The sequence below is a fragment of the Novosphingobium sp. G106 genome (genome assembly GCF_019075875.1).
Taxonomy (GTDB): Bacteria; Pseudomonadota; Alphaproteobacteria; order Sphingomonadales; family Sphingomonadaceae; genus Novosphingobium.
In genome coordinates, this window is sequence record NZ_JAHOOZ010000001.1 from 3985191 (window position 1) to 4001472 (window position 16282).

At 67.3% G+C, this 16282-nt stretch carries 16 protein-coding genes; 7 read left to right on the plus strand and 9 right to left on the minus strand.

All coding sequences use genetic code 11. The features are described from left to right. Positions 1-3: 3 nt before the first annotated feature. The gene (locus KRR38_RS19015; RefSeq protein ID WP_217404514.1) at positions 4-1428 is read right to left on the minus strand and encodes a class I adenylate-forming enzyme family protein; all 1425 of its coding nucleotides are present in this window, start codon (positions 1426-1428) and stop codon (positions 4-6) included. Between the two features lie 146 nt (positions 1429-1574). On the opposite strand from KRR38_RS19015, the gene KRR38_RS19020 reads away from it, so the two are divergent. Together KRR38_RS19020 and KRR38_RS19025 are read left to right on the plus strand one after the other, a co-directional pair. Next, the gene (locus tag KRR38_RS19020; RefSeq protein WP_217404516.1) at positions 1575-2666 is read left to right on the plus strand and encodes an amidohydrolase; all 1092 of its coding nucleotides are present in this window, start codon (positions 1575-1577) and stop codon (positions 2664-2666) included. A gap of 14 nt (positions 2667-2680) precedes the next feature. Beyond that, entirely contained in the window at positions 2681-3235 is a 555-nt protein-coding gene (locus tag KRR38_RS19025) for a nuclear transport factor 2 family protein (protein ID WP_217404518.1), read from the plus strand. Between the two features lie 12 nt (positions 3236-3247). Here the strand turns inward: KRR38_RS19025 and KRR38_RS19030 are convergent, their stop codons facing one another. Together KRR38_RS19030 and KRR38_RS19035 are read right to left on the minus strand one after the other, a co-directional pair. Next, positions 3248-4969 carry an amidohydrolase family protein gene (locus KRR38_RS19030; protein ID WP_217404520.1) on the minus strand — a complete coding sequence of 574 codons (1722 nt, stop codon included), beginning with the start codon at positions 4967-4969 and terminating at the stop codon, positions 3248-3250. A 12-nt stretch (positions 4970-4981) separates the two neighbouring features. Then, the gene (locus tag KRR38_RS19035; RefSeq protein WP_217404522.1) at positions 4982-5938 is read right to left on the minus strand and encodes a TauD/TfdA family dioxygenase; all 957 of its coding nucleotides are present in this window, start codon (positions 5936-5938) and stop codon (positions 4982-4984) included. A 101-nt stretch (positions 5939-6039) separates the two neighbouring features. On the opposite strand from KRR38_RS19035, the gene KRR38_RS19040 reads away from it, so the two are divergent. The 4 genes from KRR38_RS19040 to KRR38_RS19055 all read left to right on the plus strand — a co-directional run bounded on the left by KRR38_RS19040 (position 6040) and on the right by KRR38_RS19055 (position 10475). Further along, the gene (locus KRR38_RS19040; protein WP_217404524.1) at positions 6040-7005 is read left to right on the plus strand and encodes a LysR family transcriptional regulator; all 966 of its coding nucleotides are present in this window, start codon (positions 6040-6042) and stop codon (positions 7003-7005) included. Positions 7006-7090: 85 nt separating this feature from the next. Next, a complete protein-coding gene (locus KRR38_RS19045; protein ID WP_217404526.1) occupies positions 7091-7447 on the plus strand; it encodes an STAS domain-containing protein in 357 nt (118 codons plus the stop codon). Between the two features lie 18 nt (positions 7448-7465). Continuing rightward, entirely contained in the window at positions 7466-8443 is a 978-nt protein-coding gene (locus KRR38_RS19050; RefSeq protein WP_217404528.1) for an MBL fold metallo-hydrolase, read from the plus strand. After that, positions 8418-10475, plus strand: coding sequence for a CHASE2 domain-containing protein (locus tag KRR38_RS19055; RefSeq protein WP_217404530.1), 2058 nt, complete (start codon positions 8418-8420; stop codon positions 10473-10475). The genes KRR38_RS19050 and KRR38_RS19055 overlap by 26 nt, the downstream gene beginning before the upstream one ends. Here KRR38_RS19055 and KRR38_RS19060 read toward each other — a convergent pair. Both KRR38_RS19060 and KRR38_RS19065 read right to left on the minus strand, forming a co-directional pair. Next, positions 10472-11041 (minus strand): OmpA family protein, encoded by a 570-nt coding sequence (locus tag KRR38_RS19060; protein WP_217404532.1) that lies wholly within the window; start codon positions 11039-11041, stop codon positions 10472-10474. The genes KRR38_RS19055 and KRR38_RS19060 overlap by 4 nt on opposite strands. A 10-nt stretch (positions 11042-11051) precedes the next feature. Beyond that, positions 11052-11486, minus strand: coding sequence for a FecR domain-containing protein (locus KRR38_RS19065; RefSeq protein ID WP_254514871.1), 435 nt, complete (start codon positions 11484-11486; stop codon positions 11052-11054). An 88-nt stretch (positions 11487-11574) separates the two neighbouring features. Between KRR38_RS19065 and KRR38_RS19070 the strand changes: the two genes are divergently transcribed. Continuing rightward, positions 11575-11949: an ATP-binding protein gene (locus KRR38_RS19070; RefSeq protein ID WP_217404534.1), complete on the plus strand. Its 375-nt coding sequence runs from the start codon at positions 11575-11577 to the stop codon at positions 11947-11949. A gap of 1 nt (position 11950) precedes the next feature. Here KRR38_RS19070 and KRR38_RS19075 read toward each other — a convergent pair whose 3' ends face one another. The 4 genes from KRR38_RS19075 to KRR38_RS19090 form a co-directional block, all read right to left on the minus strand. After that, positions 11951-12865: a M48 family metalloprotease gene (locus KRR38_RS19075; protein ID WP_217404536.1), complete on the minus strand. Its 915-nt coding sequence runs from the start codon at positions 12863-12865 to the stop codon at positions 11951-11953. Continuing rightward, positions 12862-13386, minus strand: coding sequence for a hypothetical protein (locus KRR38_RS19080; RefSeq protein ID WP_217404538.1), 525 nt, complete (start codon positions 13384-13386; stop codon positions 12862-12864). The genes KRR38_RS19075 and KRR38_RS19080 overlap by 4 nt, the downstream gene beginning before the upstream one ends. A gap of 126 nt (positions 13387-13512) precedes the next feature. Then, positions 13513-15345, minus strand: a complete 1833-nt coding sequence (locus tag KRR38_RS19085; protein WP_217404540.1) for an adenylate/guanylate cyclase domain-containing protein — start codon at positions 15343-15345, stop codon at positions 13513-13515. A gap of 49 nt (positions 15346-15394) precedes the next feature. After that, positions 15395-16276 (minus strand): transglutaminase family protein, encoded by an 882-nt coding sequence (locus tag KRR38_RS19090; RefSeq protein ID WP_217404542.1) that lies wholly within the window; start codon positions 16274-16276, stop codon positions 15395-15397. Between the last annotated feature and the right edge of the window lie 6 nt (positions 16277-16282).

A 16282-nucleotide genomic window follows, 5' to 3' on the forward strand; every position in this document is an offset into this window, starting at 1 on the left:
GTTCTATCCTTCCAGGGCGGAGGTTTCTGGGGCGAGCATCAGGCCCGAGCGGCGGACCTTGCCGGCGTCGTTGCGGATCGGCTCGGGCGAGAATTCGATGCGGCGCGGCAGCTTGTAGCGGGTGATCCGCGTCGCGAGGTAAGCGAGCAGGTCGTCGCGCCCGATCGTGCCGTTCTCGGCATAGACGCGGGCGCAGACGATCTCGCCCAGGTCGTCGTCGCGCTGGCCGAAGACGACGGCATCGCCCACGGCGGGATGGCTCTGGATCGCGGCCTCGACCTCGGCCGGAAAGACGTTGTTGCCGCCGGTGTTGATCATGTCGACGCGCCGGTCGGCGAGGTAGAGGAAGCCATCCTCGTCGAGCGAGCCCAGGTCGCCGAAGCTCTCCCACTCGCCATTGAGCCGCTGCTTCACGTCCGAGATCACGATGAAGCGGCGCGCGTCGACCGTGTTGCGCATGTAGATTTCGCCCACCGTGCCCGGCGGCACCGGCCGGCCCTCAGCGTCGAAGATCGCGATCTCGCCATTGCCCGCGGCGCGCCCGACCGAACCCGGGTGGTCGAGCCATTCGCGGCCGGAGATGACCGTGGTCGAGACTCCTTCGCTGCCGCCGAAGATTTCCCAGACCGCATCGGGGCCGACGAGGTCGATCCAGGCCTGCTTGAGCCACGACGGACAGGCCGCGGCCGAATGCCAGACGCGCTTGAGCGAGGATAGCTTCGCGCGATCCTCCGGCGCTTCCGCGGCCTTGAGGATGCGGTTCATCATCGTCGGCACGTAGAGCGCCCAGTGCGGCTTGTGCTGATCGATCAGCGCGATCGCCCGGGCTGCGTCGAACTTGCGCATCATGACGACATGGATGCCGCGCGTCAGGCCGCCGATCAGGTGGTTCATCGGCCCCGAGTGATAGGTCGGCCCCGGCACGAACATCGCCGGTCCCTCGGTCCAGCCCCAGTGATCCTCGGCAGGGTCGAGCGTGCAGGGTTCGGTATCGACGATCACCTTTGGCAGGCCCGTGCTGCCGCCGCTGGCCTGGGCGCGGCAGCGCAGCGCGAGCAGGCTCGGGCGCTCCCACAGCGGCTCCCCCGCGATGTCCTGCCCCTCGCGCAGCACGACCCGCGCGCCGGCGGCGGCCATGATATGGGCGAGTTCCGCCTCGGGCACGGTCTGCGACAGCGGCAAGGGCGTTGCGCCCAGCCGCCAGGCGCCGAGGAAGAAGCTCGCCTGCTCGTGCGAATTGGCCATCGGCAGGACGACGACGTCATCGCGCTGCACGCCGAGGGCATGGAGCCGGCTGGCAGCCCGGCGCGACGTCTCCACAAGCCGGCGATAGGACCAGGCCTCGTCCTCGACCGTCAGCGCCGGATCGTCGGCGCGCGCCAGCGCCAGGGCGTCCACGAGATCGACGATGTGCTGTCTCTTGTCCATCGGCCGCACGCTCTCCCTCGCGACTCATTATTTTAGACATCGTATAGATTTAAATGACCCATCTGCAATACGGCGCGCATAGATTCGCTTGACGGGCTGTCAGAAATTTAGATGTTGTCTGAAAATAGAAACGAGCGGGACGAGGCATGGCGGCAGGAACAGCGGCGGCTCACGGTGCGGAAGAGGGTCCGGTCGAGGCCATTCTCGAACCCGACCTGCCGATCGTCGACGCGCATCATCACCTCTGGTTCCAGTCGCAGGCGACACTCGATGCGCTCGACCGCGAGGACGGGGAACTGGGGCCGCTGACCCAAAACTTCAGCTTCCATCCGCGCTACCTGTTCGACGAATTGATGGGCCACGCGACCTCCGGCCACAACGTCCGTGCGACGGTCTATGTCGAGGTCCACTCGATGTACCGGCGCAGCGGCCCCGAGCACCTGCGTTCGGTCGGCGAGATCGAATTCGCCAACGGCATGGCGGCGATGGCCGAAAGCGGCATCTTCGGCGAGCCGAAGCTCTGCGCAGGGATCGTCGGCGGCGCCGATCTGCGCCGCGGCGCGGCGGTGCGCGAGACGCTAGAAGCGCAGGCGATGGCCGGCGGCGGGCGCTATCGCGGCATCCGCGCTGCCGGTATCGCCTACGATGAGCGCCTGCCCAAGCTGTCCGCCGCGATCGGCAGCCGGCCCGGGACCATGGCCGATCCGGCCTTCCGCGAAGGCCTGGCCCAGCTCGCACCGCTGGGCCTCTCGTGCGACATCTTCCTGTTCGAACCCCAGATCGCCGAGCTCAAGGACCTCGCCCGCGCCTTTCCCGACACGCAGCTCATCCTGAACCACGTCGGCATGCCGACCGCGCTCGGTGGCTTCAAGGGCACCCTGTCCGAACGCTTCCCGATCTGGCGCGACGCGATCCGGGCCGTGGCCGAGCACCCCAACATCACGATCAAGCTCGGCGGCCTGGGCAATGCCATGTGCGGCTTTCCCGAGGCTGGACGGCCCGAGACGACGGGCTCCGAAGAACTGGCCCGCGCCTGGGGCCCCTATATCGAGACCTGCATCGAGGCCTTCGGACCCGAGCGCAGCATGTTCGAGAGCAACTTCCCCGTCGACGGCGTGACCGCGCGCTATCCCGTCGTCTGGAACACCTTCAAGCGCATCGTCGCCGGCGCCTCGCCGGACGAGAAGGCCGCGCTTTTCGCGAGCACGGCCGCGCGCATCTACCGCCTGAACATCTGAAGAGGACCCACGCCATGACCGATCTCGCCGCGACGCTCGACTACGTGAAAAGCCGCATGGATATCCTCGACTGCGTCAACCGCTATACCCGCGGCATGGACCGGCTTGACCGGGACTCGGCGCTCTCGGCCTTCCATGCCGATGCCCAGCTCGAATATGGCGTCTTCGTCGGCTCGCCGGCCGAGTTCTTCGACTATTTCCACGAGCTGCACCTGCATCACCACAAGTCGACCAACCACATGATCTGCAACCACGTCTGCGATCTGGAAGGCGATGTCGCGCATACCGAAACCTACTTCGCGGTGGCCAACAACAACGCCTCGACCCCGCCCTTCTCGCTGGCCGGTGGCCGCTATGTCGACCGCTTCGAGCGCCGCGACGGCCGCTGGGCGATCGCCACGCGCGTCTGCGTCGGCGAATGGGACGCGACGCCGGGCAACGAACTGGCCGAGAAGCTCATCGCCAAGTTCCGCGAGATCGTCAGCATCGGCCGCGACCGCTCGGACGTATCCTATCAAAGGCCGCTGACTGTCCCGCCGGAGCGCCTGGGCACCAGTATCGCGGTCTGAACAACTGATCTCTTATCGCGCACCGCGCACCAGCCGGCCGGGAAGCGCCCCGGTCGGCTTGCCGGCGCGGTAGGTTACCTCGCCCGAAACGATCGTCGCATCATAGCCATCGGCCGCCTGCATCAGCCGGCGCCCGCCCGCGGGAAGGTCATAGACCGGGCGCGGCGCGTGGAGCTGCAGGCGATCGAGGTCGATGACGTTGATGTCGGCTTTCAGGCCGGCGGCGATACGGCCGCGGTCGCGCAAGCCGACTGCCTCGGCGGTATCGCTCGCGAGCATGCGGATCGCGCGCGGCAGGTCGACCCGCTTGGCGGGATCGGGATGCGCGGCCCAATGGGTCAGGAAATAGGTGGGCAGCGCCGCGTCGCAGATCATGCCGTAGTGGGCGCCGCCGTCGCTGAGGCCCAGCAGCACGTTGGGATCCTTGAGGAAGACCTGCCCTGCCCCTTCGAAGCGCTCGCCGATGCGGTTGGCCGAGGGGCGATAGAGCACGGCGCGGCCTTCGTCCTCCAGCAGCGCGTCGTAGATCACTTCCCTGGGATCGAGCCCGGCGCGCCGCGCGCGGGCGGCGATGCTGTCCTCCATCGCCGGGTGATAGTTAGGCGGATCGCCGAGCGGGAACAGCCAGTCGGTATCGTCGGCCACGGCCTTGAAGAAGGCGTGCGGGTCGTCGCTCTGTTCGCTCATCAATCGTCGGCGCAGTTCGGGATCGCGCATCGCGGCGACTTTCTCCGCCAGCGGCAGATGCGCGATCGCGGCGAAGCTGGGATGGAAGGCGAAAGGATGCAGCGAGAGGTCGAGGCCGATGAGGATGCCCACCGGCCGCGGCATGACCTGCGCCTTGATCGGCAGGCCGTCGGCGCTCGCCTGGGCGATACCGTCGAGGATCACCAGCCAGCGGTCGCTGCCGTTGCCCGGCTGGGTCAGCGTGAAGGACAGCGGCCGGCCCGAGGTTTCGACCAGGCCGCGCAGCAGCGCCACCGTCTCCTCGCCCGAAAGGCGGTCATCGCCGAGAATCTCGAACACCCCGCCGCCCGCATCGCGTAGCCCTTCGGCCAGGGCGGTGAGTTCGGCCACCTCGCTGGTGATGGTCGGCACGTTGCGCCCGTCGCGGTAGCGGTGTGCGAGATTGCGTGTGGTGCTGACGCCGATCGCGCCCGCGCGGATCGCCTCGGCGGTGAGTTCGCGCATCTGTTCCAGGTCTTCGGACGTCGGCGGCTCGCAATCGGCCCCGCGCTGGCCCATCACGTAGACGCGCAGCGGGTTGTGCGGCAGCTGCGCGGCGAAATCGATGTCGGCATGACGCTGTTCGATGGCGTCGAGGTAATCGGGAAAGGTCTCCCAGTTCCACGGCAGGCCTTCGCTCATCACCGCTTCGGGGACGTCCTCGACGCCCTCCATCATCTTGATCATCAGCTCGCGCTGGTCAGGCCGGGCCGGCGCAAAGCCGACGCCGCAATTGCCCATGACCACGGTCGTCACGCCATGCCCGGACGAGGGGGCCAGGCGGTTCTCCCAGGTGATCTGGCCATCGTAATGCGTGTGGATGTCGACGAAGCCCGGCGTGACGATACGGCCGGTGGCATCGATCTCCTCACGCCCGCGGCCGGAGATCGCGCCGACGCCGGCGACGGTCCTGCCGCGGATTGCGACGTCGCCGACGAAGGGCTCGCCGCCGCTGCCGTCGACTACCGTGCCGCCGCGGATGACGATGTCGAAGTCAGGTTCGGACATGGTTCTTCTCCCTTAGACGTCGAAATCGGCGACCGGGCCGTCGAGCCCGAGTGGACGGCCGAGCGCATAGTCCCCGCGGATCGTGGTCCGTTCCATCACCCGCGTCTGGTCGATCGGCACGCCCCGCGCGCTGTGCAGCGTGCGCCAGTTGTCCCAGAGCACCATGTCGTCGGGCTGCCAGGCATGGACATAGGCCAGCGCAGGATCGGTGCAGACGGCGACGACTTCGCGCAGCAGGGCGTCGCCCGCCGCGGTCCCGTCCTCATAAATGCCCAGCGCGAAGGCCGGCGAGACGTTGAGCACCTTTCGGCCGGTTTCCGCCTGGGTATAGACCATCGGATGGATCACGCGCGGGTAGGTGAACTTGCGCTTCTCGATCTGGGTGCCCGAGGCGGCCATGCGGATGAGGCGGGCATCGCCCTGGTCGACGAAGGGCTGCAGACTCATGTCGACATCGACGTGATAGACGACGTGGAGGCCTTCGATCCGCTCGCGCAGGCTATGGGGCAGGCGCTCATAGGCCGCGATCTGGTCGATGAAGCCGGTCTCGCCACCGATGTCCGGAAGCTGCACCGGGCGCAGGATGCCGCCATGGTTGATCCGGTGGGTGTAGATCAGGTCGCTGTGCCAGGGCAGCCAGCCGCCGCGCAGATCGCCGCCGATGTCGTAGTAGCTGCCGTCCTCGGGATAGAACTTGATCTTCACCAGGTCGGGCGCGCCGGCTTGGCGGCTTTCGGGAAAGGGGTGCGGCTCGAGATCGCCGAAGCAGCGGCTGAGCTCGAGATGCATGTCCTGCGAGGATTCACCGTCGCGGAACAGCAGCACGCCATGTTCGATCCAGAGATCGTTGAGCCGGCGGCGCATCGCGGGATCGTCGAGGTTATCACGCGTCAGGCCCGCGATGGTCGCGCCGAACGGCAGGACCGGCGCGAGCGGCGATATGCGAATGTCGGTGGCGACGCTGGCCATGTTCGGTCTCCCAACCGTTTCGGCATGGATGACGCAGCAGATGTTCCAGCACAAATGCCGTTTGGTTTGCGCCAGCTCTGCCGTTCCGGCATATCTGTGCCATGGAGCTCAAGCATCTGCGCTACTTCGCCGCGGCGGTGGAGGAAGGATCGCTTCAAGGGGCCGCCGCCCGGCTGAACATCGCTCAGCCTGCGCTGTCGCGCCGTGTGCGCGACCTGGAAGCTGCGGTCGGCTGTCAGCTCCTGATCCGCGGTGCACGCGGGATCGAACCAACGCGTGCGGGGCTGGCGCTCTACCGCGACGCCGTGGCGATTCTGGACAGTGTCAACGAAGCGGTTCAGCGCGCCCGGCAACAGGGGCACGACCGGGATCGCAGCATCGGCCTGGGCCTCGCGCCGACGGTAGCGCGGAAATACGCGTTCCTGCGCCAGGCGCTGGAAGAGTTCGCGCTGGGCGATCCCGAGAGAAGCATCGCGTTTCGGCAGGGCTCGTCCACCGAGCTCGCGGAAGGCCTTCGCGAAGGAACGCTCGACCTTGCCCTGATGTACGAGCAGCGTCCGGACTCGCCCCACGTCGCCGAACATCTCATCCATCGCGAGGTCTATATCCTCGCGGTCCATCCGGCGCACCGCCTCGCCACGACGGGGCCGGCCGATCTCGCCGAGTTGATCGGCCAGCCGCTGATCTGGCTGACGCGGCGCGACAATGCCGGCAACGTCAATCCGATGATGGCGCAGCTGCGTCGGCACGGGCTCGAGCCGGTGATCGGCCAGCTCGCCGAAAGTCCGGAGGAGCAGCTCGATATCGTCATGGCCAGCGTGGGCGCCTGCATCACGCCGGCGTCAACGATCCTGGCCGTGCCGCCCGGGGCGCTGCATTTCAGGGCGCTACCGAAACTGGATGCAACCATCGACTTCACGCTCGCCTGGCGTAGAACGGGGCTCGGCGAGGCCGCGGCGCAGCTGCTGTCCGAGCTGGAACACGCCATTTCCCGCCATCGAGCAGCGATCGAAGAAGGCCGCGAGGCGTGGATATCGCTCGACGGCTCTCTGCTCTACCGGCTGTAACGGCCGGAAAGAGTACCAGTTTGGCGCACCGGTTTCCGCGGGTGTGCCGCTTTCCAATTCCTTCGTGATCGCTTAACCTTAAGCTATGACGCGGGGCGATCTGGCTTGGACGGTTGAAACGCGCGGCGACGTGCGTCTGATTGCGCCTGCGGGCAGGGTGGACGAAGCGAGCGCCACCGCTTTTGCCGAACGGCTGGCTCAAGAGATCGAAAGCGCCGCCGCAGACGGTTCGCGCCGGCTGGCGATCGATCTCGCCGCGATCGACTATATGTCCTCGCGCGGCCTGCGCGGGCTGACCCTGGCGCAGCGCAAGTCTGGCGAGAGCGGGATCTCGATCGTGCTCGTCCGCCCCAACGAGATCATGCGCGAGATCCTCGCGATCAGCCGCTACGACAAGGTATTCCAGGTCTTCGACAGCATCGACCAGATCGGCACGACCTAGGGCAATTGGGAGCGGGGGATGAAAGTCCGGTTCTGGGGTACGCGCGGATCGCTTCCGGTGGCGCAGAAGGCCGGCACCGTCCGTGACAAGATCGCCGCCGCACTGGTCGCCGCCGACGGCCGCAAGTTTGCCGATGCCGAAGAAGCCCGCCGCTTCGCCGAAAGCGATCTCGATTTCGCGGTGTCCGGCACCTATGGCGGCGCGACGAGCTGCGTCGAGATCGAGGCAGGCGCCGATGCCGACGGCGAGGAAGTTTTCATCGTCTGCGACCTCGGCAGCGGGCTGCGCGAGTTCGGCCTCGATGCCATGGGCCGCTGCGCCGCCGGCCATCCGCGGACTTATCACGTCTTCCTGTCCCACTTTCACTGGGACCACATCATGGGCTTCCCGTTCTTCGTACCGGTGTTCGACCCAAACGCGAAGATCGTGATCCATTCGGGACATACCGACGCCGAGGAAGCACTGCGCCGCCAGCAGGAGGAAATCTCCTTCCCCGTCGCCTTCGAATGGCTGCGCGCGCAGATCAGCTTCCGCACGCTCGAGACCGGCCGGGAATACCAGATCGGCGCGGTGAAGGTCGAACTGATCGAGCAGAACCACTCGCACAAGTCTTATGGCTACAAGTTCACCGACGAGGCCGGCAAATCGGTGATCTACAGTACCGACAGCGAGCACAAGATCGACGCCATGGACGCCGAGGAGGCCTTCGTCGCCTTCTTCGGCGACTGCGACCTGGTGATCTGCGACACGATGTATTCGCTGGCCGATTCGATCTCGATGAAGGAGGACTGGGGCCATTCGAGCAACGTCGTCGCGATCGACCTCTGTCACCAGGCACGGGCGCGGCGGCTGGCATTGTTCCACCACGAACCTACCTACAGCGATGCCGACATCCAGCGGATGCACGAGGAGAGCATCCGCTATGAGGAACTGACGCGCGAGCATGCGCCGCTAGACGTGATCTGCGCCTATGACGGCCTCACCGTCGAGGTCTGACCGGCCCGGCCGCCGGCATGTCTGGTCGGTGGTGGCGGTGGGCGCGCTGATCGGCGCGCTGCTCAGCCTGATCGTCGCCAATCCGGTCCGGCGCGCGCTGTTCGACGAATGGCAGGTGCTTTCGCCGCGCAAGATCGAGGCGAAGGAAGTCGCGGTCGTGCTGATCGACCGCGAGAGCCTGGCTTCGGTCGGCCCCTGGCCCTGGCCGCGTTATTATCTTGCCAGACTGGCCGAGACGATCGCCGCGCAGAAACCGCGCGCGATTGCCTTCGACATGATCTTCGCCGAGGCCGACCGGCTCAACCCCAACCGCTTCACCGCGCTCTATCCCGAGCTCGATGCCAGTTCGGTCGCCGCGATCGGCGCGCTGCCGTCGATGGACACGAGCTTCGCCCGGGTGCTCGGCACCGCGCCGGTCGTGCTGGGCCGGCTGGGCATCGACGGTGGCGGCAGCGATCCCAAGGCGCTGTTCGTCGACCCCGAGGTCGGCGGGCGGCCGCCGCCGGGCACGGCCAGGTTCCCCTATGTGCTGTCGAGCATAACGGAGCTCGACGACGTCGCGCTGGGTCACGCCATGCTCAACGGGCCGCCCGACGCGGATGGCATCGTGCGTCGGGTGCCCCTGTCGATCCTGGCAGACAACCGCGCGATGCCGGGCCTGGCCGCCGAACTGACCCGGATCGCGCTCGATGCGCCCAAGCTCTCGTGGTCGGGCGAAACCGCTACGATCGGCACGCGCCGCCTGCCCGCGGACGATGCCGGGCAGATGCAGCTGCGCTTCGGCCACTTTCCCAACGCCGCGCGCCATTCGGCCGCGCAGGTGCTGGCTCACGCAGTGCCGGGCCGCGCCTTTGCCGGCAAGATCGTGCTGATCGGGCTCGGCGCCGAGGGGATCGCCGACCTCGTCTCCACGCCGCTCGAGACCGAAGGCTACGGCGTCTTCGTCCAGGCCCAGGCCGTCGATGCCATGCTGCACGGCGGCTGGCTCTCGCGCCCGCCCTGGCTTGCTGCCTGGGAGTGGGGCTTCGGCCTGCTGCTGGCGCTGCTGATCGGGCTCGCGGGGGCACTCTGGCGCCGCTGGCCGTGGCTGCTGGCCGGCGCGATCGGCCTTCTCCTGCCGCTCAAATCGTGGCTTCTGTTCGACTCGGTCGGACTGCTGTTCGATCCGCTACGCCCGGCGATGATCGGGCTCGGCGCCGGCTTCGCGCTCGCCGTCCTGGTCATACAGCGCGGCCGCGCCGAGCGCGCGCAGCTCGGCCGCGCGCTGGTCGAGCAGCGCATCACCACGGCGGTGCAGGAAGGCGAACTGCAGGCCGCACGGGCGATCCAGCTCGGCATGGTGCCGACGCGCCAGCGGCTGGCCTCGCTCGATCCGCGGATCGATGCCAGCGCGGCGCTGGAGCCGGCCTATTCGGTCGGCGGCGATTTCTACGACGCGATCCGGATCGACGCCGATCGCCTGCTGTTCCTGGTCGGCGACGTCACCGGCAAGGGCGTGCCCGCGGCGCTCTACATGGCGCTGTCCAAGACCCTGGCGAAAAGCGTGCTGGTGCGCGAGCGCGGCGGGCTCGCCCATGCGGTCAACACGCTCAACATCGAGCTGATGCGCGACGCCGACGATGCGATGGGCGTGACCATGCTGGTCGTTCTGGTCGACTGCGCCACGGGCAGGCTGACGATGGTCAACGCCGGGCACGAGAACCCGATCCTGCTGCGGCCGGGCCAGGCGCCCGAGACCGTGCCGATGGAGGGCGGCCCGCCGTTCTGCGTCGTCGAGTTCGCCTATCCCGAGGAGACTATGACGCTGCACCCCGGAGATATGCTGGTGCTGATCACCGACGGCGTGACCGAGGCACAGGATGCGGAGGGGCGGATGTTCGGCCTCGATGGAGCCCTGGCCATGCTCGGCAAGCGCCCTGGCGACGATCCCGATGCGCTCGTTGCCGGCACGGTAGAAGCGGTCCGCGGCTTCGAACACCCGACCGAACCCAGCGACGATTTGACGATCCTGGCGCTCCGCTACCGCGGCTAGCGCACGATGACTTCGACGCGGCGATTGTCGGCATTGGCGACATTGTCGCCGGTGTTCACCGCCGGCTCGCGCTCGCCGCGGCCGACCGCGCTCAGCGCGTCCTTGGGGAAACCCTCGGCGATCAGCTCGGCCATGACCTCGTCGGCGCGTTTCTGCGACAGGCGATCGTTGTCTTCGTCGCTACCCACCGTGTCGGTGTGACCGGTGACCTGGACTTCGGCACCCGAGCGCGCCGCCATTTCGGCGCGGATCTGATCGAGCACCGGTCGCGACGTTGGCAACAACGTCGAGGTCCCGTCGACGAAGTAGAGCGTGAAGCTCTTCGCCGGTGGCGGCAGCGCGTTCATCAGCTGCTGGTAGGCCGGTTTGATCGCGGTTTCCGTGCGCAGCGTCGTCCCGCCACGCGTCATCCGCGCCGAGCGCAGCGGCTGGTCCATGACCTGCTCGCCCCCCTTCTCGTCGAGCACGGCCAGCGCGCCCACCGGATGACCGTCCTCGCCCGGCAGCAGCAAGGCCTTCGGAGCAGCGCAGGCTCCGAGCGCCAACGCCAGTACGGCTCCCCCCATCCTCCTCATGTCAGGGAACGTCCACCACGAAGCGCGTGCCGCGCACGCCCAGCATCGATGTCGGCGTGCGCACGCGCATCGCGTCGCGTCGCGACTTGGCGATGCTGCCCGAAACCACGCCCAGCGAACCACGGTCGACGCTCGTGACGAAGGAACCGCTCTGGCGCGTCCGGTCGAATTGAAACTCGGTCAGGGTCACGCGACTGTTGGGGCCGACCGCGAAGCGCGTGCCGTCAACGAAAGTCACGCCCAGGCGCCCATCGCGACCGGTGACGAGGATATCGCCCGGCTCGAGCTGAACGCCCGGAGCCACGGCCACCGTCCGCCCGCTGCGGTTGACCGAAGCCGCGCCGACGTTGCTCTTGACGCGACCGATCTCGGCAAGCGCCGGAGCGGCACTGGCGATCATGACGGCAAGCGCCGCAATCTTCACAAGAGAACGCAATTTATTCCCCCTCGGCCCTTGGCCGTGGCATACCACCGGCATGGTTTCGGGGACAACCATTTCGCATTGTCACAAGTCGGGACACGAGTTGTCTGCCGCATTGCTCGCGGCGACAGGCGCGGTCGAGGCATTCGCGGGCTCTGCGGAGCTCGACCGTGTCACTGCGCGGCGGCTGGCGATCATCGTCGAGGAGATCGTCGCCAACGTGCTCGATCACGCCGCGCACGACCGTGACATAGCGTTCACGCTCTCGCTCGATCATCGTGAGAGCGGCCCGCTCGTCACGCTCGAAGACGACAGCGATGCGTTCGACCCACGGACTGCTGCATCGGTGGAAGCACCCAATCCGGACCGGGGCGGCGGAGTAGGTCTCGCGCTCGTCTCGGCCTGGGCGGAGATCGTCTCCTACGACAGCGCCGAGGGCCGGAATCGCCTCGTCCTGCAGCAGCGTCTTACCGGCTGAACTAGTTCCTGCGACGCCCCCGGCGCGGCGTCGATTTCGTCGCCGCCGGCGTGACGCGCGGCGGCTCGCGCAGCGCCACGAAGCTCGGAAGATCCTCGACGACATTGGTGACTCCGTCGAGCTTGGTGCCCATCGCGCGGTCGAGCCGGTCGAGCCGGTCGACGGGCAATGGGTGGGTCTTGTTCATCAGCGCAAAGCCCTTGTCGTCGGGCGCTGCGCTCAAGGTCTGCAGCACGCCGACGAGGCCGTAGGGTGAATAGCCGGCGCGCGCAGCGATGACGACGCCCATGCGGTCGGCGTCGTATTCGTCGTCCTTGTCGAGGCCGCGCATGTACATGGTCTTGCCGGCATTGATCAGCGCGGTCTTGAACTGCCCCGCGAGGCCACCGGTGCTGCCGCCGACATAGTCGGTAAAGCCGCCGAGCGCCGAATCGCGCAAGGAACTCTGCAGCGCGTTGATGTGATCCTTGCGCACGACATGCGAGATTTCGTGCGCCAGCACGCCGGCGAGCTCGCTCTCGTTGCGCATCCGGTCGAACATGCCGCGGGTGATCAGCACGTAGCCGCCGGGCATCGAGAAGGCGTTGACGTCCGCGGTCTCGACGATGCCGAATTTCCACGGCAGGTTCGGCCGGTCGCTGTGCAAGGCGAGCCAGAGCCCGAGCCGGTTGACGTAGCGCTGCTTGGCCGCGTCCTGCACCAACGGCGCCGTGCCGAGGATGACGCTGGCGAGATCGCCGCCAAGCTTGACCTCCTCCTCCTCGCCGATCTTGCGGAATGAATCGCCCAGTTTCTTGACGTTCTGGACGCCTTTGACCAGCCCGCCGATATTGGGGAACTGGGCCTGCGCTGCTGCGGGCAGCGCCTGCAGGACGCAGGCGGAGAGGACGACGCGGAATTTGCGGGCGGGTGTCATTTCCGGCTCCGTCCCTTGTCGAGATAGTCGACGGTATTTTCCTTGAGGCTGGCCTTCGTCGCCGTCGCTCGGGCATCGTCGGCGCTCACCGCCAGCGTGCCCAGCAGTTCGAGCTCGGCATAGTCCGGGGTGGCGTTGCGGATGTCCTCTTCGTCCATTCCCTTGACGCCCGTCGTCACCGTGCGGCCCGAGCTGCCGGTCTGCAGCAAGGACATGGGATTTCCGCCCGAGGGCCTGGCCCCGCCCGGCCGTGCGGCCCCGGCCGGACCCGGTTCCAGACGCAGGTTGAGCACGCGGACCCAGCCGGTCTTGCCGCCCGCCTCGACATTGGCCCAGGCGCCGCGGCGTTGAAGGATCGTCACGGGCTGGTTGGCCGTCAGGGGGCCGGACTTCGCGGCGTCGATGAAGGGTTGCGCGAGGAGATCGCTGGCACGCAGGACGAGGCCCTTCTCGGCCGCTTCGGCGCTCGTGACCCGGCAGAGCAGGATCGCTGTCAGTAGAATTGCAACGATGCGTCGCATGTCCGTCCCCATCGGATGCCGACCTCACTACCAGTTATCGGCATTAGCGCCTATAGGTTAGCAAAGTGATGCCCCTACTCGATAATCGAGCAAAGGTGATGTGGCCAATGTCACATCTTTCGGCCGTCAACTTCTACGCGTCGGCTCGTAAAGCCGTACCGGGGCCTCTCGACCCTTGACACTGTGCGAGCCGCAGTCCCGCCAATCGAAGGCCTCGCCCACGGCTTCCTTGGTCGCCTCGGACACCAGCACGCGGGCGATGCCCTTGGTCAGGCCCTCGATCCGGCTGGCAAGGTTCACCGTGTCGCCGATAACCGTATAGTCGAGCCGGTCGTTCGAGCCGATGAAGCCGACGACTGCGCGGCCGCTGTGAATGCCGATACCGATCTCCAGCTCCGCCCCCAGCGTGCCGAGCTGCCCGCGCAGGTCTTCGAGCGCGGCCGACATGTCGAGCGCGGCGGCGACGGCCTGCTCGGCGTGGTTGGGGCTGGCGACGGGGGCGCCCCAGAAGGCCATGATCGCGTCGCCGATGAACTTGTCGAGCGTGCCGCCGTGGCGGAAGATCACTTCGACCTGCTTCGAGAAATAACTGTTGAGCAGCGCCACGACATCCTCAGGCGCCGAGCTTTCTGACAGCGCGGTGAAGCCGCGGATGTCGGAGAACAGCACCGAGACCTCGCGCGATTCGGCGCTGGCGCGGTAGTCGATGTCGCCGCGCTCGATGAGGTCGGTCACCACGCGCGGGTCGAGGAAGCGCTTGAACATGCCCGAAGTGCGCAGACGCTGGGTGCGTTCCTCTAGATAGGCGATCGCGCTGCCCGAGAGATAGAAAGCCCAGCCGAAAGCAAGCGGCCCGAACAGGGGCACGAACACGCCGTTCGCCAGAGCAAGGGCGCCGACGAGGACCGAGGCAGCGGTGATCGCCAGCATCACGTAGCCCAGCCGGTTGGCGCTGACGTTTCGCGCGAGGCCGATCGCGACGACGGCGATCAGCAGCAGCGCGAAAGGCGCCATCGACGGGCGCGGCACTTCACGCAGCCAGTCGCCGCGATCGAGATTGTCGAGCGCGGTCGCGAGGATCTGGACACCGGGATAGGTGCTGCTGAGCGGGGTCAGGCGCAGGTCGAGCAAGCCTGGCGCGGCAGTGCCGACGACGATCAGCTTGCCTTTGAACTCATCCTTTGGCCGCAGGGGGTGCTCACGCAGGCTGTCGAGATAGACGTCGGCGAAGGAGACGTGCTTCCAGTCGCGCCGCCAGTTCAGCAGCACTTCCTGCTGCGGCGGCAGCGGATGATGGAGATCGCGCATCACCCGCGCGGCGAGCGAGGGGAAACGCCAGCCCTTGCGATCGCGGTAAAGCGTGTGGTGACGACCGACGCCGTCGCTGTCGCCGGTGAAATTGATCAGCCCGCCGCGCATCGCCCCAGGCTGATCGACGAGCACCAGCGGCATCATCAGCGGCACCCGCGCATCGACCGGCGGTTTCGTCAGAGGCTGCGCACCGATCGCCGGCGGCATCTGGCTGACCCAGGCGCCCTCTCCGTCGGCATTGAGCGTCATCGCCAGCCAGACGTTGGGATGCCGCGCCACGGCATCGGTCAGCGCCGCATCGTGCTCGGGCCGGTAGATGTCGCGCTCGTTGAACAGGATGTCGAAGGCCATGCCGCGCGGCTGCTGCTGCATGACGTAGTCGATCAGCTCGCCATGGACCGAGCGCGGCCAGGGCCAGGAACCGGCAATGTCGTTCATCATCTCGAGCGAGCGCTGGTCGATGTCGATGATGATCACGCGATCCGATTCGGGCCGCCGGGCGGTGTTCAGCGTCAGCAGGACATCGCCCGCGCGCTGGTCGACGATGCGGGTGAAATCGAGATAGCGGTAGTCGGCGAAGACGAGAACGGCGAAGCCCAAAGCCAGCAGGACCCACCTGCTCAGCGCCAGCCGTCTGAATTGCCCCACGACGTTCCCCATGCCGTGATCTTGGACCAGCACGCGCGCGCGCGCAATTCTACTCGATCGGCGCGACGTCCACCGAGAAGAACATCGTCTGCTGCCCGCCGCCGCGGAACACGCCGTCGAGCGGGGCAACGTCGCTGTAATCGCGGCCCATGGCGACGAAGATATGGTCGGTCGTGGCGAAGACGTTGTTGGTGGGGTCGAAGCCGACCCAGCCCAGATCATCGCCGCACCACAGCGCTGCCCAGGCGTGCATCGCATCGGCACCGACCAGCCGCTGCATCCCCGGCGGCGGCCGCGTACGCAGGTAGCCGCTGACATAGGCCGCGGGGATGCCATAGGCGCGCGCGGCAACGATCATGACGTGGGCGAAGTCCTGGCAGACGCCGTGGCGGGCGCGGAAGGCATCGAGCACCGGGGTGTCGGCCCGCGTGGCGCCACTGTCATAGGCGAACTCTTCGTGGATCGTCGCCATCATGGTTTTGCCGGCTTCGATGACCGGCATGTCCTCTTCGAGCAGGCCACGCGCCCAACCCGCAATCTCGGGCAAGGGGCCGGCGATCGGCGAAGCGAAGAGGTACGAGGCGGGCGCCGAACGGGTGAGATCGGGCCGCGCCAGCGCCAAAGCACGAAGCTCTGTAATGGTCGGGCTGTTCGCAGAGGCATAGTCGGCCGGCGGCGGAGCGACGTCGACGGTGAAGCTGCTTTCGATCGTCAGCTGGGTGATCGGATCGCGCAGCGTCAGCCGCGCCTCGTTGACCACATAGGCGCCCTCTTCCTCCTGCACGGTCCAGGGCAGCGGATCGACGAAACGACGGTAATTGGTCACCGTCTGGCTGGGCCAGGGCGCGGGCCGCAGCCGCACGTTGAACTGGGCGAGATGGACGAAGCCCGAATAGCGGATCGTGTTGTTGTGGCGGACCTCGTAGATCATGGCGGG

What these genes read in the sequence shown, in the direction of transcription:
- KRR38_RS19015 (WP_217404514.1), bottom strand. Translation starts at nt 1,428, where the DNA reads ATGGACAAGAGACAGCACATCGTCGATCTCGTGGACGCCCTGGCGCTG.
- KRR38_RS19020 (WP_217404516.1), top strand. Translation starts at nt 1,575, where the DNA reads ATGGCGGCAGGAACAGCGGCGGCTCACGGTGCGGAAGAGGGTCCGGTC.
- KRR38_RS19025 (WP_217404518.1), top strand. Translation starts at nt 2,681, where the DNA reads ATGACCGATCTCGCCGCGACGCTCGACTACGTGAAAAGCCGCATGGAT.
- KRR38_RS19030 (WP_217404520.1), bottom strand. Translation starts at nt 4,969, where the DNA reads ATGTCCGAACCTGACTTCGACATCGTCATCCGCGGCGGCACGGTAGTC.
- KRR38_RS19035 (WP_217404522.1), bottom strand. Translation starts at nt 5,938, where the DNA reads ATGGCCAGCGTCGCCACCGACATTCGCATATCGCCGCTCGCGCCGGTC.
- KRR38_RS19040 (WP_217404524.1), top strand. Translation starts at nt 6,040, where the DNA reads ATGGAGCTCAAGCATCTGCGCTACTTCGCCGCGGCGGTGGAGGAAGGA.
- KRR38_RS19045 (WP_217404526.1), top strand. Translation starts at nt 7,091, where the DNA reads ATGACGCGGGGCGATCTGGCTTGGACGGTTGAAACGCGCGGCGACGTG.
- KRR38_RS19050 (WP_217404528.1), top strand. Translation starts at nt 7,466, where the DNA reads ATGAAAGTCCGGTTCTGGGGTACGCGCGGATCGCTTCCGGTGGCGCAG.
- KRR38_RS19055 (WP_217404530.1), top strand. Translation starts at nt 8,418, where the DNA reads ATGACGGCCTCACCGTCGAGGTCTGACCGGCCCGGCCGCCGGCATGTC.
- KRR38_RS19060 (WP_217404532.1), bottom strand. Translation starts at nt 11,041, where the DNA reads ATGGGGGGAGCCGTACTGGCGTTGGCGCTCGGAGCCTGCGCTGCTCCG.
- KRR38_RS19075 (WP_217404536.1), bottom strand. Translation starts at nt 12,865, where the DNA reads ATGACACCCGCCCGCAAATTCCGCGTCGTCCTCTCCGCCTGCGTCCTG.
- KRR38_RS19080 (WP_217404538.1), bottom strand. Translation starts at nt 13,386, where the DNA reads ATGCGACGCATCGTTGCAATTCTACTGACAGCGATCCTGCTCTGCCGG.
- KRR38_RS19090 (WP_217404542.1), bottom strand. Translation starts at nt 16,276, where the DNA reads ATGATCTACGAGGTCCGCCACAACAACACGATCCGCTATTCGGGCTTC.